Source organism: Burkholderia sp. SCN-KJ (assembly GCF_024656005.1).
Lineage (GTDB): Bacteria > Pseudomonadota > Gammaproteobacteria > Burkholderiales > Burkholderiaceae > Burkholderia.
Map to the genome: position 1 here is coordinate 65535 of NZ_JANKOG010000010.1, position 25116 is coordinate 90650.

Annotated in this window: 18 protein-coding genes; 15 read left to right on the forward strand and 3 right to left on the reverse strand. The window is 69.9% G+C overall.

Annotation, left to right across the window (positions count from 1 at the left end; translation table 11 throughout):
- Nucleotides 1–128: 128 nt before the first annotated feature.
- Nucleotides 129–5213: an ATP-binding sensor histidine kinase gene (locus tag NQV17_RS18150; protein WP_257773303.1), complete on the forward strand. Its 5085-nt coding sequence runs from the start codon at nt 129–131 to the stop codon at nt 5211–5213.
- A 73-nt stretch (nt 5214–5286) separates the two neighbouring features.
- On the opposite strand, the gene NQV17_RS18155 is transcribed toward NQV17_RS18150, so the two are convergent.
- A complete protein-coding gene (locus tag NQV17_RS18155) occupies nt 5287–6558 on the reverse strand; it encodes an NAD(P)/FAD-dependent oxidoreductase (protein ID WP_257773304.1) in 1272 nt (423 codons plus the stop codon).
- A gap of 207 nt (nt 6559–6765) precedes the next feature.
- On the opposite strand from NQV17_RS18155, the gene NQV17_RS18160 reads away from it, so the two are divergent.
- From NQV17_RS18160 to NQV17_RS18225, 14 genes are all read left to right on the forward strand, one after another.
- Nucleotides 6766–7038 (forward strand): ubiquitin carboxyl-terminal hydrolase 14, encoded by a 273-nt coding sequence (locus tag NQV17_RS18160; protein ID WP_257773305.1) that lies wholly within the window; start codon nt 6766–6768, stop codon nt 7036–7038.
- Nucleotides 7039–7174: 136 nt separating this feature from the next.
- Nucleotides 7175–7657, forward strand: a complete 483-nt coding sequence (locus NQV17_RS18165) for a VOC family protein (protein ID WP_257773306.1) — start codon at nt 7175–7177, stop codon at nt 7655–7657.
- 1 nt (nt 7658) lies between these two features.
- On the forward strand, nt 7659–8885 hold the full coding sequence (locus NQV17_RS18170) for an FAD binding domain-containing protein (protein ID WP_257773307.1): 1227 nt from the start codon (nt 7659–7661) through the stop codon (nt 8883–8885).
- A 94-nt stretch (nt 8886–8979) separates the two neighbouring features.
- Nucleotides 8980–9339, forward strand: a complete 360-nt coding sequence (locus NQV17_RS18175) for a DUF485 domain-containing protein (protein ID WP_257773308.1) — start codon at nt 8980–8982, stop codon at nt 9337–9339.
- A complete protein-coding gene (gene actP / locus NQV17_RS18180) occupies nt 9336–10982 on the forward strand; it encodes a cation/acetate symporter ActP (RefSeq protein WP_257773309.1) in 1647 nt (548 codons plus the stop codon). The genes NQV17_RS18175 and actP overlap by 4 nt, the downstream gene beginning before the upstream one ends.
- A 28-nt stretch (nt 10983–11010) precedes the next feature.
- A complete protein-coding gene (locus NQV17_RS18185) occupies nt 11011–12156 on the forward strand; it encodes an amidohydrolase family protein (RefSeq protein WP_257773310.1) in 1146 nt (381 codons plus the stop codon).
- A 157-nt stretch (nt 12157–12313) separates the two neighbouring features.
- Entirely contained in the window at nt 12314–13438 is a 1125-nt protein-coding gene (locus tag NQV17_RS18190) for an FAD-dependent monooxygenase (protein ID WP_257773311.1), read from the forward strand.
- Between the two features lie 656 nt (nt 13439–14094).
- Complete coding sequence (locus tag NQV17_RS18195) at nt 14095–15378, forward strand: cytochrome c (RefSeq protein ID WP_257773312.1); 1284 nt, start codon at nt 14095–14097, stop codon at nt 15376–15378.
- Nucleotides 15375–15875 carry a (2Fe-2S)-binding protein gene (locus NQV17_RS18200; RefSeq protein ID WP_257773313.1) on the forward strand — a complete coding sequence of 167 codons (501 nt, stop codon included), beginning with the start codon at nt 15375–15377 and terminating at the stop codon, nt 15873–15875. The genes NQV17_RS18195 and NQV17_RS18200 overlap by 4 nt, the downstream gene beginning before the upstream one ends.
- Complete coding sequence (locus NQV17_RS18205; RefSeq protein ID WP_257773314.1) at nt 15875–18136, forward strand: molybdopterin cofactor-binding domain-containing protein; 2262 nt, start codon at nt 15875–15877, stop codon at nt 18134–18136. The genes NQV17_RS18200 and NQV17_RS18205 overlap by 1 nt, the downstream gene beginning before the upstream one ends.
- Nucleotides 18137–18207: 71 nt before the next feature.
- Nucleotides 18208–19125 (forward strand): LysR family transcriptional regulator, encoded by a 918-nt coding sequence (locus NQV17_RS18210; RefSeq protein ID WP_044847103.1) that lies wholly within the window; start codon nt 18208–18210, stop codon nt 19123–19125.
- Between the two features lie 181 nt (nt 19126–19306).
- Nucleotides 19307–19603 (forward strand): hypothetical protein, encoded by a 297-nt coding sequence (locus NQV17_RS18215; RefSeq protein ID WP_257773315.1) that lies wholly within the window; start codon nt 19307–19309, stop codon nt 19601–19603.
- Nucleotides 19604–19787: 184 nt separating this feature from the next.
- Entirely contained in the window at nt 19788–21005 is a 1218-nt protein-coding gene (locus NQV17_RS18220; RefSeq protein WP_257773316.1) for an MFS transporter, read from the forward strand.
- A 161-nt stretch (nt 21006–21166) separates the two neighbouring features.
- Nucleotides 21167–22279: an alkene reductase gene (locus NQV17_RS18225; protein WP_257773317.1), complete on the forward strand. Its 1113-nt coding sequence runs from the start codon at nt 21167–21169 to the stop codon at nt 22277–22279.
- Between the two features lie 144 nt (nt 22280–22423).
- Here the strand turns inward: NQV17_RS18225 and NQV17_RS18230 are convergent, their stop codons facing one another.
- On the reverse strand, nt 22424–23095 hold the full coding sequence (locus NQV17_RS18230) for a phosphohydrolase (RefSeq protein WP_257773318.1): 672 nt from the start codon (nt 23093–23095) through the stop codon (nt 22424–22426).
- A 79-nt stretch (nt 23096–23174) separates the two neighbouring features.
- Nucleotides 23175–25070, reverse strand: a complete 1896-nt coding sequence (locus NQV17_RS18235) for an amidohydrolase (protein ID WP_257773465.1) — start codon at nt 25068–25070, stop codon at nt 23175–23177.
- Nucleotides 25071–25116 lie beyond the last annotated feature (46 nt).

The window sequence follows — 25116 nt, forward strand, 5'->3', positions numbered from 1 at the left end:
GGTCGCGGCCCGAACGCGCGCGACCGAGCCCGGCCGATCCCGCATCGCGAGCCGCTTCCACCCTCCTCCACCCAGCCCGCCGCCCCACCGTGAATCAGCCCTTGCGTAACCCGGACGACACGAACCGAATGGATGCCGAATGGCTCGCGCGTGCCCGCCTGTCGAACGTGGTGCGTTCGGGCGACGTCCTGACATTCGACCTGACCGACCGCGCGACGGGGCGCGTGTGGCCGGCGTGCCAGACCGGCTGGGAATTCGACCAGCGCTGCCGGCAGTTCGAGCAGGAACATGCGTTGAACGGGATCCTGGACCCGGCCTGGGCGCTCTTGCCGGTGGCGCTGATCCGCGCGGCCGACGGCCCGGTGCTCGTTCGTCCGCGCCTGGACGTGCGTGCGTTCGACACGCTGACCGACGGCCGGCTGCCGCTCGACGCCTTTCTCGAAACGGCGATCGGCGCCGCCCGCACGCTCGGAGAACTGCATCGGCGCGGCTGGCTGCATGGCGATCTCCAGCCGGCCAGTTTCGTCATCGCACCGGACGGCACCGTCATGCTCCGCTCGTTCGCCCATGCCCGGGAGCGCGCGACGAAACAGGCGGCGGACCGCACGATGCGCACGGATTTCGCCGCGTACGCCGCGCCGGAAGTCTCGGCAGGCACGTGTGTCGACGAGCGCGCCGACCTGTACGCGTTCGGCATCACGCTGTTCCGCCTGCTGACGGGCGCGATGCCTTACAAGGCCGCGTCGACGTCCGACTGGGTCCACGCGCACGTCGCGATCCAGCCGTCGCCGCCCGCGGCGTTTCGCGGCGACGTGCCCGCCATCCTGAACGATCTGATCCTGAAGCTGATCGCCAAGGAACCCGCCGATCGCTACCCGTCCTGTGAAGCGGTGCAGCACGATCTCGAACGGATCCTGCACGACTGGCTCGCCGCGGGGCGCGTCGAGCCCTTCGCGCTCGGCGGCCGCGATCCGTTCGCCGGTCTGCACACGCTCGACCTGCCGGTCGGCCGCGACGCGGAAATTCATCTGCTCGAGGGGATCCTGGAGACCGTCACGCGCACCGGCGAGTCGGCCCTCGTGCTGGTCGGCGGACCGGCCGGCGTCGGCAAGACCGCGCTCGCCGAACACTTCGTGCGTCATGCGCGCGCCGTGTCGCGCACCGCCTGGTTCGCGTCGGCCACGGTCGACCGGTTCCAGCCCGCGCGGCCGTATGCGGCCGTGCTGCAGGCGCTGCGCACGCTGTTCGGCAGTGCGCTGGCGAGGCGCGACGACGAAATCGCGGCGATCGCCGCGCGGCTGCGCGACTGCGTGGGCCGGCAGGCCAGTCTTCTTGCCGCGATCTTCCCGGAAACCGGGTGGCTGCTCGACGTCGAGCCCGTCGCGTTCGACCCGACCGATGCGATTCCCGAATTCCATCTGTGCCAGATCGTCGTGAATGCATTCCGCGCGTTCGCGGCGCCGGGCGAGCCGCTCGTCATGACTCTGGACGACATCCAGTGGGCCGACGACGCGACGCTCGCGTTCCTCGCATCGATCGCGCTCGATCCGCCGGCCCATGTCTGCATCGTCGCCAGCTATCGGAGCGGGCCGCCGCATGACGACGCGCCGGCGTTCCGGCGCCTGCGCGAGCAGCTCGATCGCGCCCGCGTCGCGTCGCTGACGCTGGCACCGCTCGATACGCCCGACGTCACGCGCATGCTCGCCGGCATGCTCGGCGAGGCGCCGGCCCGCTTGTCCGGGCTCGGCGACATCGTTCATCGCAGGACGGGCGGCAATCCGTTCTACATCCAGCAGCTGCTGCGCACGCTGATCGACGAGCAGCTGCTCGGCTACGATCCGGTGCGGCAAGCGTGGCAATGGAATGCGGACGACATCGAGGCGCGCCACGAGACCGAGAACGTCGTGAGCCTGCTCGCGGTCCGGATGCAGCGCTTGCCGCACGAAACGCGAACGCTGCTGGCGCTGATGGCCTGTATCGGCATCGACATCGACGAAGCGCTGTTGCGCGCGGCCGCCGACAAAACGCTGGCCGAACTCCGCTTCTGGCTGGACCCGGCGCGCCGGATGGGTCTCGTGTCGCTCTCCGGCAACCGCTGGCGCTTCGCTCACGACCGCATCCTCGAGGCCGTCTACGCACTCACGGGGCGCCCGGAGCGCGCGCTGCGCCACGCCCGGATCGCCGCCGCGATGCTCGCGCGCGTGAACCCGCCGTCACCCGAATCCTTGCTGGCGCTCGCCGCCCAGATCGAACTGGCGCAAGGCGTGCCGCTCGACGACACGCTCGCGCTCGCATACGCGGGTGCGCTCGCCGACGCCGCGGAGGCCGCGGCCACGGCCGCCGCGCGCGATCGTGCGTTGTCGTTTCTTGCGTCGGCGCAATCGCTGCTCGGCCCGCATGCGTGGTCGCAACACTACGGCCTCGCCAGCCGGATCGGCATCCTGCGCAGCGGCCTGCTGCTCGCGACCGGCGAAACCGCACAGGCGTCCGACGCGATCGACACGCTCATGGCGCGTACGCGCACGCCCGCCGACCGCGCCGAGGCGCATCGGCTGAAGGCCGCGCAGCTCACGGTGGAGGCGCACTACCGGCAAGCCATCGACGTCGCGCTGGCCGGGCTGGCGCTGCTCGGCGTCGAACTGCCGGCCGAGCCGTCCGAAGCCGATCTCGAGGCGGCCTGCGATGCGGTGCGCGCGGCGCTCGACGGCCGCGCCATCGCCGACCTGGTCGACCTGCCCGTGATGACCGACACGCGCGTCGAAGCCACGATGGCGCTGCTGACCGCGCTCGAGGCCGCGATGTTCTATCCGAGCGGGGGGCTGATGCTGCTCCATTTCGCGACGATGGTGCGGCTGACGCTGCGCCACGGTGTCACTGCCGCGTCGGTACAGGGGCTCGCGTGGTACGGCGTCAGCATCGCCGAGCACCACGACGCGTATGAAGACGGCTTCGAATTCGCGAAGGTCGCGCTCGCGCTGGTCGATCGCCACGGCTTCGAACGCTATCGCTCCGCCACGCTGATCGCGCTCGACCAGGTGAGCGTCTGGACCCAGCCGCTCACCTATGCACTCGAACGCGCGCGCGAGGCGAAAGCGGCGGGCAATGCGAGCGCCGAGCTGCGCTGGATGTGCTACAGCTGCAACCACATCGTCAGCGACCTGTTGTCGATGGGCGAGGCGCTGCCCGCGATCCGCGACGAAATCGACCCGCTGCTGGAGATCGCGCGCGGCGCACGCTACGACGACATCGTCGATCTCGTCTCCACCCAGTCGGAATTCATCGACGCGCTGCAGTTCGGCCAGGACCGGATGATCGGCACGTGGCGTGCGCGTGCCTCGACCCGGACCCCGATGTCGGTCCTGGCGTTCTGGACCGACGTGCTCGCCGGCCGGGCGGCCTTCATCTTCGGCGACGCGGCGACGGCGCGCGCATCGCTCGATGCGGCCGCGTCGAGCGCATGGTCGACGCCCGCGCACATCATGCTTGCCGATTTCCACCTGTTCAGCGTGCTGGCCGGGATCGCGTGCGACGACGGCGCAACGCCGCCCGAACGCATGCTCGAACGCTTCGCGCCCCAGCGCGCCCGCTTCGCGGTGTGGAGCGAGCGAAATCCCGGAACGTTTCTCAACAAGCTCGCGCTGATCGACGCCGAGTTCGCGCGCGCGCGCGGCGAGCATGTCGTCGCGATGCAGCAGTACGAAACGTCGGCCAGCCTCGCGGCGGAACACGGCTTCGTGCACGAACAGGCGCTCGCGCACGAGCGGGCCGCGCAGCATGCCGCGTCGCTCGGGCTCGCCGGCCAGGCCCGTCACCAGTTGCGGCTCGCCCATGCGTGCTACCGGCGCTGGGGCGCGACCGGCAAGACGCGGGCGATGGAAGCGCAGCATCCGTTCCTCGTGATGGATCCGTCGCCGGGCGGCCCGGCCGCGCCCGCGCGCGAGGATCTCGATTTCGCGCTCGCGATGCGTGCCGCCCATTCGTTGTCCGAAGAAATCGTGCTGGAGCGCCTGATCCAGACGCTGATGCGCAACATGCTCGTGTACGCAGGCGCGCGCCATGGCCTGCTGCTGCTCACCCGGCACGACCGGCTGACCATCGAGGCGGTGGCGCGCATCGCGGGCAGCGACGTGATCGTCGACATCGCCCGCAGCGAACCCACCGAACAGGATGTGCCGCTGTCGATCCTGAACACCGTCGCGCGCACGCGCAAGCCGATCGTGCTCGCGAATGCGCAGCGCGACGGCGTGCCCGATCACGTCGACAGCCTGCGCGCGCACCCGACGCGCTCGCTGTTCTGCCTGCCGCTGTTGAAACAGGGCGCGCTGGTCGGCGTGCTGTATCTCGAGAATGCATTGAGCAACGGCGTGTTCTCGCCGCGGCGCATCGCGATGCTGGAAGTGCTCGCGCCGCAGGCGGCCAACGCGCTCGAATCCGCGCGGCTTTACGCGGAGCTGATCGACGAGAACGCGCGCCGGGTCGAGACCGAGGCCGCGCTGCGGCATGCGCGCACCGAGCTCGCGCGCACCGCGCACATGACGGTGATGGGCGAACTCGCCGCATCGATCGCGCACGAGATCAATCAGCCGCTGACGAGCATCGTGTCGAGCGCCGGCGCAGGCATGCGCTGGTTGCGCGGCCCGCAACCCGATCTCGGCGAGGCGCTCGCGAGCCTGGACGACATCCGTGCGTCCGGCGTGCGCGCGGCCGACATCGTCCGCGCGTTGCGATCGCTCGCGCGCCAAACGCCGCCCGCGCTGGCGCCGGTCGCGATCGACGACCTGATTCGCGACATGCTGCGTCTCACCGAGACGGAAATCGACGCGAAGCAGGTGGTGCTGCGCGTCGACCTGCACTGCGACGGCGTGCGCGCGATGGCCGACCGGACCCAGATCCAGCAGGTGATCCTCAACCTCGTCACCAATGCACTCGACGCGATGGACGGACTCGTCGCGCCGCGCGAGCTCGAGATCGCCTCGCAGGTCGAGGACGGCCATGCGGTCGTCCGCATCGCCGACCGCGGCGCCGGCATCGATGCGGACATCGCGAATCGCATCTTCGATCCGTTCTTCACGACGAAGTCGCACGGTATGGGGATGGGCCTCGCGATCTGCCGTTCGATCATCGAGGCGCATGGCGGCACGCTCGAAGCGGCGCCGCGCGACGGGCACGGTACCGTGATGACGTTCCGGCTGCCGGTTTCGGCGCCCCACTGATACCGGCCGATGCGTGGCAGCGGCTGCGGCTGCGGCTGCGGCAGCGGCAGCGGCAGCGCCGGCATCGCACGGCTCAGGTTGCGCGCGGCCGGTGCGCGTCCTCGCCAAGAAACCGGTGCACGAAGGTCACGGCCATCGCGCCTTCGCCGACCGCCGACGCCACCCGCTTGACCGACCCCGACCGGACGTCGCCCGCCGCGAACGAACCGGGCACGCTCGTTTCCAGATGGTAGGGCCGGCGCTCGAGCGGCCACACGCGCTCGAACCCGGGACAGTCGTACAGGTCGCTGCCGGTGACCAGGTAGCCGCCCGCGTTGCGGATGATGTCCGTGTCCCTCGCCCATTCGGTGTTCGGCGCACCGCCGATGCAGACGAACAGGTGCGTGGCCGGCAGCACCTCGCGCGCGCCGTCGTCCGAGCGCAGCACGATCGCTTCGAGGCGGCCGTCGCCGTGGAGCGCGTCGACATTCGAGAGATACCGGACCGTCACGTTCGGCGTGCGCTCGATCCGGTCGACCAGGTAACGCGACAGCGTTGCCGCCAGCGATGCGCCGCGCACGATCATCGTGACTTCGCGTGCGTGCCGCGCGAAATTCATCGCGGCCTGGCCCGCCGAGTTGCCGCCGCCGACGATGAACACGTGCTTGCCTTCGCACATCGGCGCCTCGCTCGAACCCGCGCCGTAGAACAGGCCGGCGTTGAGAAACCGCTGTTCGTCGGGCAGGCCGAGGCTGCGATATTCGATCCCGGTCGCGCAGATGTTCGTGCGCGCGGTCAGGATCGATCCGTCGGCCAGGTCGACGCGAATCTTGCCGTCGACGAACGTCGCATGCACGCCCTCGCGCATCATCAGCAGCTCGACGCCGAATTTCACGGCCTGCTGGCGCGCCCGCTCGGCCAGCTCGGCCCCCGGAATGCCGTCCGGAAACCCCATGTAGTTCTCGATCATCGAACTCGTTCCCGCCTGCCCGCCGATCGCGTCGCGCTCGATCACGACGGCGCGCAGCCCTTCCGACGCCGCATAGACGGCCGCCGACAGGCCGGCCGGACCGGCGCCGTAGATCGACACGTCGTACTCGACGAAGCGCGGCCGGGCGACCCAGCCGAGCTTCGCGGCGATCTCCGGCAGCGTCGGCTGGTAGAGGCACGTGCCGTCCGGGAAGACCACGGCCGGCAGCCGGAGGTCGGCGAGCGGCGCGATGCCCAGTTCGCGCATGCAGTCGGTGTCGGACCTCAGTTCGCACCACGCGTACTCGACCACGCCGCGCTTCAGGAAATCGCGAATTGCGTAGGCTTCCTTGCTGTTCGGCAAGCCGATGACCTTGACATGCTGAGACTGCGTCATGAATCCCTCCCGGTAAGCGCACTGCCGCGTTTCGTGTCGGCCGCACTGGCGACTGTACGTCCTCGTCGCCTTCGCGCCGCCGCGGTTAACAAGAATTAAGGTCGGCGCGCGCCGTGTGCCGTCCACAATGAAGCCCGTTCACCTCCGCTTGCAGCGTCGTGCCGGCCGCGCTGCGAGCGCCCTGCGGCGCCGGCATCGGAGCGAAAGATGACCACGACCTGCACGCATCTCGGCGAAGCACGCGTCCTGAACACCGACAAGCACACCTGCGAGGCATGCGTGAAGTCCGGCAGCCGGTGGGTGCATCTGCGCCTGTGCCTGACCTGCGGGCAGGTCGGCTGCTGCGACTCGTCGCCGAATCGCCACGCGAGCCGGCATTTCCACGAAACCGGCCATCCGCTCGCCCGTTCGATCGAACCGGGCGAGCGCTGGGTATGGTGCTACGCGGACAACGTCATGGCCGGCGAGATCACGTCGTAACGCCCGCCGCGCGGCGGCATCGGGCACCGTTTCCGGCTGCGGGTAAACACCGTTCGAGCGCGGCTTCTGGCCGCCGCTTTTTTCGACTATAGTTTATCGAACGATAACTTATCGAATGATAAACACGAGGTCCGCCATGCCTGTATCCAGACTCGCGCATTACTCGATCCGCACACTCGATCTCGAACGATCGTGCCGCTTCTACGAACGTGTGCTCGGCTTCGAACGCGGCTATCGCCCGCCGTTCGACTTTCCCGGCGCATGGCTCTACAAGGGCGGGGACGAAGCCGACTACGGCATCGTCCACATCATCGGCGTCGATCCGGACAACCCGGACGGGCTCGCGGCGTATCTCGGCGACAAGGCGCTGCCGGCCACCGGCACGGGCACCGTCGACCACATCGCGTTCCTCGCGACCGGCGTCGAAGCCATGTGGGGCACGCTGCGCGCCGAGAACGTGCCGTGGCGCGACCGCACGGTGCCGAGCCTCGGGCTGCATCAGATCTTCATCGAGGATCCGTCCGGCGTGACGATCGAACTCAACTTCCCTGCCGCCGAAGTCGCCGGCCTGACGCTTCCCGACACGGCCGCATCGGCCGGCGCATCCACCGGAGACTGACATGAACAACATCACTGCAAGCAAACGCAAGGCCGCCATCGTCGGCGGCTCGCTGGGCGGGCTGTTCGCAGCCAACCTCCTGCTGCGCAACGGCTGGGACGTGGACGTCTACGAGCGGGTGCCCGAGGCGCTGTCGGGCCGCGGCGCCGGCATCGTCACGCATCCGGAGCTGTTCGACGTGATGCGCGCCGCGGGCGTGCGCATCGATGCGTCGATCGGCGTCGAGGTCGAGTCGCGCATCACGCTGTCGCAGGACGGCACCGTCGAGTCGGCGCGCCGGCTGCCGCAGACGCTCACCGCGTGGAGCAAGATGTACCACGTGCTGCGCGCGGCGCTGCCCGATCAGCACTATCACGCGGGCGCCGTCGTGACCGATGTCGCGGACGGGCCGGCGCACGCGTGCGTCACGCTGTCCGACGGCTCGGTCGTGCACGCCGATCTCGTCATTGCCGCCGACGGGTTCCGCTCCGCGATCCGCGAGCGGCTGCTGCCGGACGCGCAGCTTCAATACGCGGGCTACGTCGCGTGGCGCGGGCTGGTCGACGAAGCCGCGCTGTCGGAAGCGACCCACGCGAGCCTGTTCGACAAGTTCGCGTTCGGCTTGCCGCCGCACGAACAGATCCTCGGCTATCCGGTCGCCGGCCAGGGCAACAGCACGCGGCCCGGCGAGCGCCGCTACAACTTCGTCTGGTATCGCGCGACGCGCGAAGACACCGACCTGCCGAACCTGCTGACCGACGAGGCCGGCAAACTGTGGGCGGGCGGCATTCCGCCGACGCTGATCCGGCGCGACGTCCTCGCCGATCTCGAGGACGCGGCCCACGCGCTGCTCGCGCCGCAGTTCGCCGAAGTCGTCGCACGCGCGACGCAACCGCTGTTCCAGCCGATCTACGACCTCGAAGTGCCGCGCATGGCGTTCGGCCGGATCGCGCTGCTCGGCGATGCCGCGTTCGTCGCGCGGCCGCATTGCGGAATGGGCGTCACGAAGGCGGCCGGCGATGCGCTCGCACTCGCCGCGGCACTCGGCACGCGCGCCGACACGCTCGACGCATTGAGCGACTACAGCGAAACGCGCACCGCCTTCGGCGTCGCGATCGTGCAGCACGCGCGCCATCTCGGCGCCTACATGCAGGCGCAACTGAAAAACGACACCGAGCGCGAAATGGCCGAGCGCTATCGCACGCCGGAAGTCGTGATGCGGGAAACCGCCGTGCCGCCGCATTTCTGAGCCGCATTTCCGAGCCGGGCACGGGCGGGCGCCGCGCACGAGACGCGCGACGCCTGCTGCCCGGCCGCGACATTCGATCCATCGAGGAGACACCGTGAACCACCCGCTTCCGGCCACCGCCGGCACCGCGCCCGCCCAGGACTCGCCGGCGCAGGCCGCCCATCCGCTGCTGCGCGATGCCCGTTTTCGCACGCTCGTCAGGCGCAGAAGGCTGCTCGCCTGGTCGCTGACGCTCGTCATGCTCACTCTCTATTTCGCGTTCATCCTGACGCTGGCGTTTTCGCCGGCGCTGCTCGGCCAGCCGATCGTGCCGGGCCGGCCGACGCCGTGGGGCATCCCGGTCGGCTTCGGCATGTTCGTCGTCACGTTCGCGCTCGTCGCGCTGTACGTATTCCAGGCCAATTCGGTCCACGACGCGCTCGTCGCGTCCCTTCGTCACGGAGACACGCCATGAAACGCCTGCTCCTCGCCGCGATCGCCGCCGCCGGCACGGCACCGGCGTTCGCGGCCGGCCCCGCGGCGATCGCACACGGACACAACCCGGTCGCGATCGGCATGTTCCTGCTGTTCGTCGCGTCGACGCTCGTCATCACGCGCTGGGCCGCGCGCAAGAATCACAGCGTGGCCGACCACTATGCGGCCGGCGGCCGGATCACCGCGCTGCAGAACGGCTGGGCGATCGCCGGCGACTACATGTCGGCGGCGTCGCTGCTCGGCATTTCCGCGCTGGTGTTCACGAGCGGCTACGACGGCCTGATCTATTCGGTCGGCTTTCTCGCGAGCTGGCCGATCATCCTGTTCCTGATCGCGGAGCCGCTGCGCAACCTCGGCAAGTACACGCTCGCCGACGTCGTGTCCTATCGCCTGCGGCAACGGCCGATCCGCGCGTTCGCGGCATCGAGCTCGATCGTCATCGTGCTGCTGTATCTGGTGTCGCAGATGGTCGGCGCGGGCAAGCTCGTCGAGCTGCTGTTCGGTCTCGACTACCGCGTCGCGGTGCTGGTGGTCGGCGTGCTGATGGTGATCTACGTGTTCTTCGGCGGGATGCTCGCGACCACCTGGATCCAGATCATCAAGGCCGTGCTGCTGCTCGCCGGCGCCGCATTCATGGCATTCATGGTGCTGAGCCGCTTCGGCTTCAGCCTCGACGCGCTGTTCGCGCAGGCCGTGAGCGCGCATCCGAAGCAGGCGGCGATCCTGCGTCCGGGCGGCCTGGTCTCCGATCCGGTCTCCGCCGTGTCGCTCGGCCTCGCGCTGATCTTCGGCACGGCGGGCCTGCCGCACATCCTGATGCGCTTCTTCACGGTCGGCGACGTCAAGGCCGCCCGCAAGAGCATCCTCCATGCGACCGGCATCGTCGGCGCCGGCTACGTGCTGATCGTCATCATCGGCTTCGGCACCATCGCGCTCGTCGCACCGGACCCGCGCTATCACGATGGATCCGGCGCCGTGACGGGCGGCGTGAACATGGTGGCGATCCACCTCGCGCACGCGGTCGGCGGCAACGTGTTCCTCGGCTTCGTCTGCGCGGTCGCGTTCTCGACCATCCTCGCCGTGGTCGCCGGACTCACGCTCGCGGGCTCGTCGGCGATCTCGCACGACCTGTACGCGAACGTGCTGCGCCGCGGGCGCGCGTCCGATCACGAGGAAATGCGCGTGGCACGCGCGACGACCGTGGTGCTCGGCGTGCTCGCGATCCTGCTCGGCATCGCGTTCGAAAAGCAGAACATCGCGTTCATCGTCAGCCTCACGTTCTCGATCGCGGCGAGCTCGAATTTTCCGGTGCTGCTGCTCTCGATCTACTGGCGCGGCCTGACGACGCGCGGCGCGGTGCTGGGCGGCCTGCTCGGGCTCGCCACCGCCGTCGCGCTCACCGTGCTGAGCCCGACCGTGTGGGTGCAGGTGCTCGGCCACGCGCACGCGGTCTATCCGTACGAATACCCGGCACTATTCTCGATGGCGGCGGCGTTCGCCGGCATCGTCCTGTTCTCCGTCACCGATCGCTCGGCCCGCGCGCGGCGCGAGCGTGAGCAGTTCGACACGCAGCTCGTCGCGTGCGAAATGGGTAGCACAACGGGCATCACGCAACGCGGCTGAGCCGCACGATTCGAACATCCGATACCCCATGAGAGACACCATGCTGACCTGCACCTGCTGCCCGTCGCCGGCCCGGCGACGCCTGCTCGGCACGTTCGCCGCGCTCGCCGGCACGGCCTTGGCCGGCCGTTCGGCATCGGCCGCCGCGACCGCGAGCACGCCGGCCGCATCGGCCACCGCGCCGCTGCAGCGGCCGCGCGCGATCGACATCCACGCGCACTACTACCCGGAAAGCTTCTGCAATCTGGTCGGCGGCGAAGGCAAGCGCTTCGGCGGGTCGTTCACGTGCGACGACGCGTCGTTCACGTTCCGCACGCCGGCCGGCGGCCTCGGGCCGCTGCCGATGAAGTTCATCGACGTCGATGCCCGGCTGCGGGACATGGATGCGTCCGGCGTCGACGTCCAGGCGCTGTCGCTCAGCGTGCCGATGGCGTACTGGGCCGACCGGCCGTTCAATGCGAAGCTCGCGCGCGACTGGAACTCGGCCGCGTCGCGCGTCTACGAGCGGCATCCGACCCGCTTCGTCGTACTCGCGACGCTGCCGATGCTGAACGCGACCGACGCGATCGACGAACTCGAGCGCGCCGCGCAGCTGCCGGGCGTGCGCGGCGTGTACATGGGCACCAACATCGACAATCGCGATCTCGACGACCCGCTGTTCGCACCCGTCTTCGCGCGCATCGCGCAACTGAACCTGCCGGTGTTCCTGCATCCGCAGCAAACGGTCGGCGGCGCACGGCTCGGTGACTTCTACCTGAGCAACCTGCTCGGCAATCCGTTCGACACGGCGATCGCGGCCGCGCACCTGATCCTCGGCGGCGTGCTCGATCGCCATCCGGACCTGCACTTCACGTTGCCGCATGCCGGCGGCGCGTTGCCGATCGTCGCGGGGCGCCTCGACGCGGGCTGGACCGTGCGTCCCGAAACGCGCCGGCTCGCGCAGAAGCCCAGCAGCTATCTGCGGCGCTTCAGCTACGACACGGTGTCCCATTCGAGGCCGGTGCTGGACTTCCTGATCGCGAACGTCGGCATCGACCGGCTCGTGCTCGGCAGCGACTACTGCTTCGACATGGGTTACGAACAGCCGGTCCGCTTTCTCGACCGGCTCGACCTGAGCGCGGCCCAGCGCGCGCTGATACTCGGCGGCAATGCGGGGAAGCTGCTGCGGATCTAGCGCGATCGGGCCGCCATGTCGCGCTCGCGCGACGACGCTTGCACGATCGGCGCAACCCGCCGGCCGACATGCCATCATCCGGCGAGCCGTCGGCACGGCACACGTCGCCGCGCAGCCGGGCAGCCGGGCCGCTTTTTCCAACAAGGAACCACGCACGATGAAGATAGCCATTGCCGGCGGGTCGATCGCCGGTCTCGCGACCGCGCTGACGCTCGATTGCATCGGGCACGACGTGACGGTCTACGAGCGCTCGCCGTCGCCGCTGCGCGGCCAGGGCGGCGGCGTGGCCGTGCTGCGCCGGATGATGGCGTTTCTCGAACAGCATGGCCGTCATTGCCGGCAGACGCTCAGCGTGCCGACCCGTCGGCGGCGCTGGATCGACCGCGCCGGCATCGTCACGCGCGACGAACCCGAAATGCTGCCGTTCTCGTCGTGGGACGCCGTCTACCGCTCGCTGTGCGAGACGCTGCCGCACGGACGCATCCGTTATGGCCGCGCGGTCAGCGGCTTCGAGCAGGATGCCGACGGGGTCGACGTGCACCTGGGCGACGAGCGCATCCGCGCGGACGTGCTGATCGCCGCCGACGGCGCGGGCTCGAGCCTGCGCACGCGCCTGTTTCCCGGCCATGCGCCGTCGTTCGCCGGCTACCTCGCGTGGCGCGGCATCGTCGACGAAGCCGGCTTCGAGCCCGCCGCGATCGCGCCTCTGGTCGAGAACATGACGCTACACAAGGCGCCGGGCGAACTGTTCATGGCGTTCCTGATTCCGGCGCTCGACGGCTCGCTCGCGCCGGGCATGCGCCGCTTCAACTGGCTGTGGTATCGCAACGAAGCCGATCGCGCCGCGCTGCGCCGCCACCTGACCGACCGGAACGGCAACGTCCATCATGCGTCCGTGCACCCCGGCATGCTTGCCGACGAGACCGTTGCGTCGCTGCGGCAACTGGCGCAAGAGCGCTTGCCGGCATCGCTGTCGCAGCTGGTGCTCGCGACACGCGCGCCGTTCAACCAGGCGATCTTCGACGTGCTGAGCCCCACCTTCGCCGACGGTCGCGTCGCACTGGTCGGCGATGCGGCCTGCACCGTGCGCCCGCATACGGCGTCCGGCACATCGAAGGCGGCGGCCGATGCCGTGTCGCTCGCGCAAGCGCTGCCGGCCGACGCGGCCGATGTCGTCGAGCGTCTCGCGCAATGGTCGGCGCGGCGGCGCGAGGAAGTGACCGCCTTGCTCGAGAAAGGGCCGCAACTCGCCGCATCGTTCGGCCTCGGCTCGCCGCGCTGAGGTCATTGCATGATGTTCTGCTCTCCCTTCTCGCTTCGTTGTCCTTATCTTGTCGCATCGGCGGGCGCGTTCTTCGACGGAACCCGCGCGGTCGACTCCGCACGGCGCGGCCATTCATGCGTCGACCTGTTTTGCCACGCGCATCATTCGACCCGCGCACGGCCGCAAGGAAACGATCGCCGCCAGCCGGTGAACGAAGGCGTGCAACTTCACGTTCGTGCTGCTCGCGCCGGTGCCGGCGCCGCTCGCGCGCAAGTCACGGCCGGCGTGGGCGCGTGCGCCGCCCGTCACCGTTCAGAACGATTCAGCGCGGCTTCAGGAATTGCCGCCGACGCCAGCGTAGACTGCCTCCATCAATCGCCGCGCGGCCTCTGGCCCGCGCGCCCCCACCCCAGGAGTGACGACATGATTTCCGCCGCGAATCGCTGCGGCCGGACAGGCCTCGCATGGCCGGATCGATCGGCGATGCCGCATCGCCATCCGGCGGCCCCGGCTGCGACATCCGCCGCCGGCACGCGCTGTCCAGGCCGCGCACATCGGCCCGCGCGCCACGCCACACCGGTGCGCGCCGCAGCGGGCAACCGGCCTGGCCGGCGTCCGTTCCCGTGCCACGCCAATTGCATGACGCCGGACGAACCGGTTCGCGTGGAGCGCGCATGAAGCACAAACGACTCTGGTTCGGCGCGGCGGTTGTCGCGGTCGTCGGCCTCGCGGTCGCGATCGGCATCATGGTCCGGCCGTCGATCGCGCCGGTCGATCCGCCCGCGCGCACGTCTTTCGATCCGCAGCTCGTTCGTGCCGGCGCGCGCGTCGTCGCGCTCGGCGACTGCGTCGTGTGCCACACCGCGAAGGACGGCAAGCCGTTCGCCGGCGGCCTGCCGCTCGCGACACCATTCGGCACGATCTACGCGACCAACATCACGCCGGATGCCGACACGGGCATCGGCCGCTGGTCGCAGGCCGCGTTCGAGCGGGCGCTGCGCAGCGGCATCGCCCGCGACGGCCATCCGCTCTACCCGGCGTTTCCGTACATCCATTTCACGCGGATGTCCGACCAGGACATCGAGGCCGCATACGCGTACCTGATGACGCGCGAACCGGTGCAGACGAAGACGCCGGCGAACGACCTGATCTTCCCGCTCAACTTCCGGCCGCTGGTCGCGTTCTGGAACGTGCTGTTCCTGCGCGAGGGCGCGTACCAGCCCGATCCGTCGCAATCCGCGCAATGGAATCGCGGCAAGATGCTCGTCGACGGCCTCGGGCACTGCGCGTCCTGCCATTCGCCGCTGAACGCGATCGGCGGCGAACAGGCCGGCAAGGCGTTCGACGGCGGCATCGTCGACGGCTGGGACGCGCCGCCGCTCAACACGCTCGGCAACGCGGCCCGGCCGTGGACGCAGGCGCAACTGGTCACGTACCTGCGCACCGGCCGCGCGAGCGAGCACGGCGCGGCCGCCGGACCGATGCTGCCGGTCACGCGCGATCTCGCGACGGTGCCGGCGGAAGACGTCGAGGCGATCGCCGCGTACATCCTGTCCATCCAGAAGCCGGCCGCCGCGCGTCCCGCAACGACGGCCGCCGCGGAACACGGCCCGACGACGCCGGCCGCGCAGCGCGGCGCCGTACTGTTCCAGGCGTCGTGCGCGCAGTGTCACGGGCCGGCCTCGCCGATGCAGTCGATCGGCGAGCGGCCGACGCTCGCGTTCAGCACGGCCATCCATGCCGACACGCCGCGCAACGCGATCCAGATGATGTTCAACGGCATCGGCTGGCATGGCGAGGACACGCTGAACTACATGCCGTCCTACCTCGACCAGTACGACGACGCGCAGATCGCGGATCTCGCCGCCTACCTGCGCGAGACGTATTCCGATCGCCCCGCATGGAGCGGCATCGACACCCTCGCCGCGAAGCTCAGAAAGGAGGACCGCGCACCATGATCACCCTCACCGTGAATGGCGTGCGGCACACGCTCGACATCGATCCGTCGACGCCGCTGCTGTACGCGCTGCGCAACGACCTGCACCTGCACGGCGCGAAATTCGGCTGCGGCCTCGGGCAATGCGGCGCATGTACCGTGATCGTCGACGACAAGCCGATGTTCTCGTGCCTGATTCCGGTCGCCGCGCTCGGCGAGCGCCGCGTCAGAACCGTCGAAAGCCTCGGCACGGCCGACCATCCGGGCAAGCTTCAGCAGGCGTTCATCGACCACCAGGCGGCGCAGTGCGGCTACTGCATCGCGGGCATGATCATGCGTGCGCAGGCGCTGCTCGAACGCAATCCGAAACCGACCGAACGCGAGCTGCGCACCCACATGGAACCGAACCTGTGCCGTTGCGGCACCCACATGCGGATCCTGGCCGCCGTGCGCCAGGTCGCGGGCCTGCCGCAGCCGGAACCGTCCGCCGCGCCGGTCATGATCAGCAAGGGAATCTGATGAACGCACCCGACGACATCGACGAAGGCCGCCGGCACTTCATGGTCTCCGGCGCGCTCTTCGTCGCGTTCAGCCTCGCGCCGGCCGCGCGCGCGGCCGCCGAAGTCGTGATCGCGGACGAAGGCGCCGCCGTCCACGTCGCCAAGGCCACCGAAACGCTGGCCGGCAGCCTCAAGACCAACCCGCTGCTCGACGCGTGGATCAAGATCGCGCCCGACGGCAAGGTCACCGTGTTTACCGGCAAGGTCGAGCTCGGCACCGGCGTGCGCACCGCATTGCTGCAGGTGGCCGCCGAGGAGCTGAACATGAAGCCCTCGCTGATCACGTTCCTGACCGCCGACACCGGCGCGTCGCCGGACGAGGGCCTGACGGCCGGCAGCCACACGATGGCGGACAGCGGCTCCGCGCTGCTGAACGCCGCCGCGCAGGTGCGCGGGCTGCTGGTCGACGGCGCGGCGAAGCAGTTCGGCGTCGATCCGCGCACGCTCACCGTCGCCGATGCCGTCATCAAGGCGCCGGACGGCCGCACGATGCGCTACGGCGACGCGGTGCGCACCGTCGACCTGCACCGCAACGCGACGCCGACCTCGCCGCTGAAGCCCCCGGCCACGTTCACCGTGATCGGCACGTCGCTGCCGCGCGTCGACATCCCGAACAAGGTCACGGGCGGCGTCAGCTACGTGCAGGACATGGAACTGCCGGGCATGCTGCACGCGCGCGTCGTGATGCCGCCGGTGTACGACGCGGCGCTGCAGTCGTTCGACGAGGCCGCGATCCTGAAGCTGCCGGGCGTCGTGCGGATCGTGCGCAACGGCAGCATGCTCGCGGTCGTCGCGCACGGCGAATGGCAGGCGGTCGTCGCGCAGCGCGCGCTGGCCGCAAGCTGCCGCTGGTCCGGCGGCCGCGCGCTGCCCGATCGCGCGACGGTCCACGCGGAGCTCAAGCGGATCGCGACCCAGCGCATCGAAATCGCCAACACGCGTGCGCCCACCGCGCCGGCGACGAAGACGCTATCCGCCACGTTCCTGAAGAACTACCTGCTGCACGGCTCGATCGGGCCGTCGTGTTCGGTCGCGCATCTCGAGAACGGCACGCTGACGGTGTGGACCCACTCGCAGGGCGTGTACCCGCTGCGCGACGCCCTCGCCGAGATGCTGTCGCTGCCGAAGGCGAGCGTGCGCTGCATTCACACCGAGGGTTCCGGCTGCTACGGGCACAACGGCGCGGACGATGCGGCCGCGCATGCGGCGCTGATCGCGGCGGCGATGCCCGGCAAGCCGATCCGCGTGCAATGGATGCGCGAGCAGGAACATACGTGGGACCACTTCACGCCGGCGATGGTCACCGAGCTGAGCGCGTCGCTCGACGCGGGCGGCCGCATCGTCGACTGGAACTATGCGCTGTGGAGCAGTTCGCACAACGAGCGCATCGTCAACGCCGGCCGGCTGCTGCCCGCGCGGATGCTCGAGCCGCCGTTCGTGTCTGCGCCGTCGACGCCGATGCTGCAGCCCGAGGGCGGCGGCGATCGCAACGCGATCCCGCTCTACGCGCTGCCCAACATGCACATCGTCAACAACTTCTCGCCGACGATGCCGCTGCAGACTTCCGCGATGCGCTCGCTCGGCGCGCACACCAACGTGTGGGCCATCGAGAGCTTCATGGACGAGCTCGCGCACGCCGCCGGCATCGATCCGGTCGAATTCCGCCTGCGCCACATGCAGGACCATCGCGCGCGGCAGGTGATCCAGCTCGCCGCGGCCCGGTTCGGCTGGCCGCGGCCGCCGCGCGCGCGCAATCGCGGCGTCGGCTTCGCGTTCGGCAAGTACAAGAACCTGATGGCCTACGTCGCGATCGCGGTCGAGATCACGGTCGAGCCGGAGACGGGCCACGTGACGCTCGATCGCGCGGAAGTCGCGGTCGACGCCGGCCAGGTCGTATCTCCGGACGGCATCCGCAACCAGATCGAGGGCGGCATCGTGCAGGCCGCGAGCTGGACACTGTACGAGGCGCTGAAATACGATACGCAGCGCATTCGCAGTTTCGACTGGAGCAGCTATCCGATCCTGCGATTCGGCTCGGCCCCGCAAAGCATCAAGGTGCATCTGATCAATCGCCCCGGTGCGCCGTTCCTCGGCGCGGCCGAGGCGTCGATGGGGCCGACCGCGGGCGCGCTGGCCAACGCGATCTTCGACGCGACCGGCCAGCGCATGCGCGAAATGCCGTTCGCCGGCGATTCGCTCAGGAAACGGATCGACGCATAGCCGCACATCACAACCGACCGCGCCGGCACGGACCGGCGCCGGCAACCCGACAGGCTGGAGATTTCTGAACGATGGATACCTTGCTTTCGATGCGCGTGTTCACGCGTATCGTCGAGACGGGCAGTTTCACGCGCGCGTCGGACACCACCGGGCTCACGACGCCGCGCGTGTCCGCGCTGCTGAGCACGCTCGAACAGCATCTCGGCTGCCGGCTGCTGAACCGCACGACGCGCCGCATCTCGCTGACCGAGGACGGGCAGGCCTATTACGAACGCTGCGTCGGCGTGCTGCGCGAGATCGACGACATGGAAGCGGCCGTCTCGCAGGCGCGCAACGTGCCGCGCGGCCGCCTGAAGGTGAACCTGCCGCCGGCGATGGCGAAACAGATCATGGTGCCCGCGCTGCCCGAGTTCCTCGCCGCCCATCCGGGCATCTCGGTCGAACTCGGCGTGACGGACCGGCAGATCGACCTCGTCGGCGAGGGGGTCGATTGCGTCGTGCGCATCGGCGCGCTCGACGACTCGGGGCTGGTCGCGAAACGGATCGGCAGCCTCACCACCTGCACCTGCGCGGCCCCCGCGTATCTCGAGCGCTGCGGCGCACCCGACACGGTGGACGACCTCGCGCAGCACATCGCGGTCAGCCACATGTCGGCCGATACGGGCCGGCCGCGGCCGTGGGACTACGTCGTCGACGGCGAGACGCGCATCATCCAGATGTGCGGCACGGTTGCGGTCAACGACGCCGACACCTACATCGCATGCGGCGTCGCGGGAATCGGCCTGATCAAGACCTCGCTGTACCTGGTCGAGCCGTACCTGAAATCGGGACGCCTGCGCGAGGTGCTGACCGATTTCAACACGCCGCCGCGGCCGATCTCGATCCTGTATCCGCCCAACCGCCACACGCCCGTCAAGCTCAAGGTCTTCGTCGACTGGCTTGCCGGCCTGTTCGCGCAGATCCCGACGCTGCAGGGCCAGCGAGGCTGAAGGCCGCCCGCATCGCGCAGCGCATGAATCAAGTGATTCAAGGCGGCGTTTCAGGACAATTCAGCCCGCGCGATCCAGACTGGTTTCATGGGCTTCGCGATCCGCGATATCCGCGCCGGAGGCCCGCGACGAGAGGCCATCATGAAGATCGCGATCGCCGGCGGCGCCATCCATCGCGGACGTGGCCGCCGCCGTCACGCTGCCTTGCGTCGGCCGCGAGGCCGCCGTCCACGAACGTCGCGACCGGCCGTCGCCCGCTCAGGGCGGCGCGGTCAAGGTGCTGCGCCGCCTGACCACCTTTCCCGACACGCACGGCGAACCGTTGCGCGGCCATCTGGCCGCCCCCGGGCGTCCACCTGCGCGCTCGCGTCGGCCAGGCTCCCCGCCACTGGCGTCCGCCTGCGCGCACGCCGCGGCCGGGCTCGCCGTCACCGGCATGCGGTTCGCGGCCGATCCCGGTCGCGGCGGGCGCGCATGAAGCCGCCCGCGATCCGCCCCCTTTGCGCGCCGCGCAATGCTCGATTGCGCGGCGGCCGTATTCCCTTGTTATCGATCGATCAATAATCTTGACGGCAATGCGGCGGCTTCCGTTTCGCCGCGACCCACACCGCATCATCCGCCCGACGACCGGGCACCCGACATCTCTTTCGAAGGAGTCGACCATGTCAGCAGAATCCACCCCGCTCGCGGCCCACGGGCATGCGGCCAAACTCACGCAAGGCCTCATCCTGCTGTTCGCGTTCAGTTGCGGCGCGATCGTCGCGAACCTGTACTACGCGCAGCCGATCACCGAACTCATCGCGCCGAGCCTGCACATGTCCGGCGCGACCGCGAGCCTCATCGTGTCGCTGACGCAGATCGGCTACGCGCTCGGCCTGTTCTTCATCGTGCCGCTCGGCGACCTGCTCGAAAACCGCAAGCTGATGATCACGACCGCCGTCGTGTCGATCGCGAGCCTCGCGGCGGCGGCGATGGTGCATACGCCCGGGCCGTTCCTCGCGATCTCGCTGCTGATCGGCTTCAGCTCGGTCGCCGTGCAGATCCTGGTGCCGCTCGCCGCGCACCTCGCGCCCGATCATTCCCGCGGCCGCGTGGTCGGCACGATCATGAGCGGGCTGCTGCTCGGCATCCTGCTCGCGCGCCCGCTGTCGAGCGTGGTGGCCGACGCGTTCGGCTGGCGCTTCGTGTTCGCCGCCGCCGCCGTGCTGATGACGCTCGTGACGGCCGTGCTCGCGCTGACGATCCCGTCGCGCCAGCCCGATCACCGCGCGACCTATTTCGAACTGATCGGCTCGCTGCTGCATCTGGTCCGCACGATGCCGGTGTTGCGCCATCGCGCGTTCTACCAGGGCCTGATGTTCGCGTCGTTCAGCCTGTTCTGGACCGCCGTGCCGGTCGAGCTCACGCGTCACTACGGCCTGTCGCAATCGGCCATCGGCCTGTTCGCGCTGGTCGGCGCGATCGGCGCGACGTCGGCGCCCGTCGCCGGCCGTCTCGCGGATGCCGGGCACACGGTGCGGGCGACGCTGATCGCGCTGGTCGCGGGTGCGCTGTCGTACGCGGTCGCGCTGGTCCACGGCGCCGGGCTGTACGGCCTCGTCGTCACGGGCATCGTGCTCGACTTCGCGGTGCAGATGAACATGGTGCTCGGCCAGCGCGAGATCTACGCGCTGCATGCGGCGAGCCGCAACCGCCTGAACGCGCTGTACATGACGAGCATCTTCGGCGGCGGCGCCGTCGGCTCCGCGCTCGCGAGCCCGCTGTACGAGCATGGCGGCTGGCCGCTCGTCGCCGCCGTCGCCGGTGCGTTCCCGATCGTCGCGCTCGCCCACTACCTCGTGATCGGGCGGCCGCACGCGCAACGCCACGCCCAGGCTTGAACCGGCGCCGGCACCGGTTCACGCGCGAATCCCGAGCGGGCGCTTCGCGCACCGGAATGCTGCCGGCACGTCATCTCCGACTTTCCGCAGCGCCAGCCGCCGCACCGGACGCAACCGGACGACATGCGGCGGCGCCCTGCTCCACTGAAGAGGAATCCTTCATGTCTTCCCTGCTCAGCCACTACGATCTGCGCGGCCTGCCGCTTCCCAACCGTATCGTGATGGGGCCGATGACGCGCTCGCGCGCGCCGTCGCGCGGCCAGCCGACCGAACTCATGGCCGAATACTACGCGCAGCGCGCGTCCGCCGGCCTGATCGTGACCGAGGCGACCAACGTCAGCCCGGCCTCCGCGGCATTCGAACTGACGCCCGGGCTCGTCACCGACGAGCAGGCGGCCGGCTGGCGGCAGATCACGGACGCGGTCCACGCGGAAGGCGGGCGCATCTTCGCGCAGCTGTGGCACGGCGGCCGGGTCAGCTCGCTGACGCTGCTCGGCGGCGCAGCGCCGCTGTCGCCGTCCGGCGTCAACGACGATCTCGAACAGCTGCAAGTGTGGGCGCAGTTGCAGAACGGTTATTACACGAAGATTCACGCGACGCCGTCGCGTGCGATGACGACCGACGAGGTCGCCGCGACGGTCGAGGAATTCCGCCAGGCCGCGCTGCGCGCGAAGGCGGCCGGCTTCGACGGCGTCGAGATTCACGCGGCCAACGGCTACCTGCCGCACCAGTTCCTGTCGTCGACGCTGAACCGCCGCGACGATCGCTACGGCGGCTCGGTCGCGAACCGCGCGCGCTTCCTCGAGGAAATCGTCGACGCGGTCGGCGGCGTGCTGCCGCTCGACCGGGTGGGCGTGCGCATCTCGCCGTACGCGAAGTACAACAACGTGCGCGACGCGGATCCGGACGCGACGTACGCGTACGTCGGCCGCATGCTCGACGAAGCCGGCGTCGCCTATGTACACGCGGCGGACACCAACGGCTGGAGCGGCGAACCCGACCTGCCGCGGATCGTCGCCAACACGCGCAACGCGTACCGCGGCACGCTGATCGTCAACGGCGGCATCGCGCCGGAGGCCGCGAATGCGCTGATCGACGCGGGCGACGCCGATCTCGTCGCGTTCGCGCGCGCCTACATCGCGAACCCCGATCTCGTCGAGCGCATCGCGGCGAAGGCGCCGCTCGCCGCGCCGAAGACGGTCGGCTGGTATGGCGGCGACCGCGCGGGTTATGTCGACTATGCGCGTCATGACGCGGCGGGCGCGAACGTTTGAACGTTTGGGCGCTTGGGCGCCTCAGTGCCTGAGCGCTTGGACGCATGGACGTCTGAGCATCTAAACGCCTCAACGCCCCGGCGCCGCAGCAGCGGCCAGCTGCCACCGCTGCAAGCCCGCGCCACCGGCCCCGAAACGAAGCCGTCAAACGTCCTTCCAGCGCGCGCCCAGCACGCGCCCGCAGAAATTCGGCCGCTGAAAATCCGGGTCGGCACGCTCGAGCACATCGGCGCTCCACGTGCCGAACGTCGACGCCGGCCGGTGCGCGACGCCACGTGCGACCGCATCGAGGAACGCGTCGCCGAACCCGTCTTCGCGCGGATATGCGGCGAGCAGCGCCCGACGCTCGTCCGCCGAATATGCGTCGAAGCCGCTGGCCATCAGGTCAGCCGCCACGGCCTCGGCCAGCGCGCGCGCCAGCGGCGAGACGCGCGCGGCCACGCCGGGCGTCGTATGCAGCGCGATCGCGCGCCACACGTCGTCGCACTGGCGCTGCGACGTGTGATGCCGCAGCAGGAACGCGTGCGCGGCATCGGCGCTGTCGACCTCGTAGCGCGCGCTCGAGCGGCAATAGGCGGGGCTCAGTCCCATGTTCGCGTACATCGCGGCCACGTACAGCGCATCGGCATCGAGGGTCTCGCCGGCACGGCGCGCGGCAAGCGACGCCAGGACGAACACCCGGCATGCATGACCAGTCAGCACCGGTGGCAACGATGCACACGCCGCTTCGGCCGCTTCGATCGCCATCGGCGTGCGCGGAATGCGAACGCCGGCGACTTCGTCATCGGCGGGTGCGCACGTCGGCGCTCCACTCATCTCGTCTCCTTCTGCCCCGCGCCGGGGCGGAAAATTGTCTGTTCATCGGGCCGCACGCGCCGGCCCGCCGATCCGCCGCCTACGAGGCGACGCCGGGATAACCGAATGCTTCGCACTGCTCGACGACTTCGCGCGCAGCCACCTGCAGGCGCCGCGCGAAACGCGCCGCGGGACCGCGCCCGGCACCGGCATCCGCGCGGGCGGCAGCGGCACTGCCGCCGGCCGCTGCGCGCAGCGACACCGCCGCCGCGGGACGACGCCGGCCGAAACCGCCGAATTCGACCACCGGCGACCACGCGGGGCTGACCGGCAACGGCGGCGGCGCCAGCGGCGCGAACTCGTCGTCCGCATGCACGACCTTGCCGCCGACGACCGTCAGCACCGAGGAGAGCGTCTTGATCTGCGCCTCGTCGATCGTGAAGTAGTCGTCCGTCAGCACGGCGAAATCCGCATACTGGCCGGGCACCAGCGCGCCCTTGCGATCGTCTTCGTTCGAAAACCACGCGCTGCCGACCGTATAGCGGCGCAGCGCTTCCATCCGGCCGAGCCGGTTCCATTCGGGATACAGCGCCGTGCCGCCGACGGTGCGCCCGGACACCATCCAGTACAGCGACAGGAACGGGTTGTAGCTCGCGATGCGCGTCGCATCGGTACCCGCGCCGACCGGCAGCCCGGCCGCCAGCATCGCGCGGATCGGCGGCGTGCGCGCGGCCGCTTCCGCGCCGTAGCGCGCGATGAAGTACTCGCCCTGGAACGCCATCCGGTGCTGGACCGTCACGCCGCCGCCGAGCGCGGCGATGCGCGCGATGTTCGCATCCGAGATCGTCTCGCAATGATCGAAGAACCAGCGCAGCCCGTCGAACGGCAGCTCGCGGTTCACGGCTTCCAGCACGTTCAGGAAGCGGCCGATCGATTCGTCGTAGGTCGCGTGCAGCCGGAACGGCCAGCGGTGCCGCACCAGCAGCCGGACCACGACGGCCAGTTCCGCCTCGAGCGCGTCGGGCAGGTCGGGGCGCGGTTCGAGAAAATTGCCGAAATCGGCCGCGGAATACACCAGCAGTTCGCCGGCGCCGTTCATCCGCAGGAACGCGTCGCCGTCGCCAGGCTTGGCCAGCGTCACCCACCGCGTGTAGTCGTCGAGCTCGCGCCCGGCCTGCTGCACGAACAGGCTGTACGCGATGCGCACCGTCAGTTCGCCGCGCTTCGCGAGCGCCATGATCGCCGCGTAGTCGTCCGGATAGGCCTGGAAATCGCCGCCCGCGTCGATCGCGCTCGTCACGCCGAACCGGTTCAGTTCGCGCATGAAATGCCGCGTCGAATTGATCTGGTCGTCGTGGCCGAGCTTCGGGGCGCGCTCGAGCACCGCATGCAGGATCCCCATGTCCGGGCGCGCGATCAGCATGCCGGTCGGCCGGCCGAGGCGATCGCGCTGGATCTCGCCGCCGGGCGGATCGGACGTGTCGCGGCCGTAGCCGATCGCGCGCAGCGCGGCCGCGTTCAGCAGCGCGCTGTCGCCCAGGTGCAGGATGAAGACCGGCGTGTCGGGCGCGATCGCGTTGAGCTCGGCCACCGTCGGCCCGCGCTTTTCCGCGAACTGGAATTCGGTCCAGCCGCCGACCACGCGCACCCAGTGCGGCGCAGGCGTGCGCAGCACCTGGCGACGCAGCATGCCGAGCGCGTCGGCCAGCGTCGGCACGCCGTCCCAGCGCAGCTCGAGGTTGAAGTTCAGGCCGCCGCGGATCATGTGCAGGTGCGAATCGTTCAGCCCCGGGATCACGGTGCGGCCGTTCAGGTCGATGCGCGGCGTGCCGTCGCGCGCATGGCGCAGCACGTCGCGGCCGCTGCCGCTCGCGAGGATCCGGCCGTCCTTCACCGCGAGCGCGGTCACGAACGACTGCCGCGCGTCCTGCGTCGCGATCTTGCCGTTGTAGACGATGAGGTCCGCCGCTTCGGCGAATGCCGTCGTGTCGAGCACCGTCAGCCCCCCCTGCTCGCGCCGAACGCCGGCATGCGGCCGCACG

Bases quoted from the DNA above. Each gene is read 5' to 3' on its own strand.
- NQV17_RS18225 (WP_257773317.1), top strand. From the start codon at position 21,167: ATGTCTTCCCTGCTCAGCCACTACGATCTGCGCGGCCTGCCGCTTCCC.
- NQV17_RS18160 (WP_257773305.1), top strand. From the start codon at position 6,766: ATGACCACGACCTGCACGCATCTCGGCGAAGCACGCGTCCTGAACACC.
- NQV17_RS18195 (WP_257773312.1), top strand. From the start codon at position 14,095: ATGAAGCACAAACGACTCTGGTTCGGCGCGGCGGTTGTCGCGGTCGTC.
- NQV17_RS18205 (WP_257773314.1), top strand. From the start codon at position 15,875: ATGAACGCACCCGACGACATCGACGAAGGCCGCCGGCACTTCATGGTC.
- NQV17_RS18165 (WP_257773306.1), top strand. From the start codon at position 7,175: ATGCCTGTATCCAGACTCGCGCATTACTCGATCCGCACACTCGATCTC.
- NQV17_RS18150 (WP_257773303.1), top strand. From the start codon at position 129: ATGGATGCCGAATGGCTCGCGCGTGCCCGCCTGTCGAACGTGGTGCGT.
- NQV17_RS18185 (WP_257773310.1), top strand. From the start codon at position 11,011: ATGAGAGACACCATGCTGACCTGCACCTGCTGCCCGTCGCCGGCCCGG.
- NQV17_RS18170 (WP_257773307.1), top strand. From the start codon at position 7,659: ATGAACAACATCACTGCAAGCAAACGCAAGGCCGCCATCGTCGGCGGC.
- NQV17_RS18230 (WP_257773318.1), bottom strand. From the start codon at position 23,095: ATGAGTGGAGCGCCGACGTGCGCACCCGCCGATGACGAAGTCGCCGGC.
- NQV17_RS18220 (WP_257773316.1), top strand. From the start codon at position 19,788: ATGTCAGCAGAATCCACCCCGCTCGCGGCCCACGGGCATGCGGCCAAA.
- NQV17_RS18190 (WP_257773311.1), top strand. From the start codon at position 12,314: ATGAAGATAGCCATTGCCGGCGGGTCGATCGCCGGTCTCGCGACCGCG.
- NQV17_RS18210 (WP_044847103.1), top strand. From the start codon at position 18,208: ATGGATACCTTGCTTTCGATGCGCGTGTTCACGCGTATCGTCGAGACG.
- actP (WP_257773309.1), top strand. From the start codon at position 9,336: ATGAAACGCCTGCTCCTCGCCGCGATCGCCGCCGCCGGCACGGCACCG.
- NQV17_RS18155 (WP_257773304.1), bottom strand. From the start codon at position 6,558: ATGACGCAGTCTCAGCATGTCAAGGTCATCGGCTTGCCGAACAGCAAG.
- NQV17_RS18200 (WP_257773313.1), top strand. From the start codon at position 15,375: ATGATCACCCTCACCGTGAATGGCGTGCGGCACACGCTCGACATCGAT.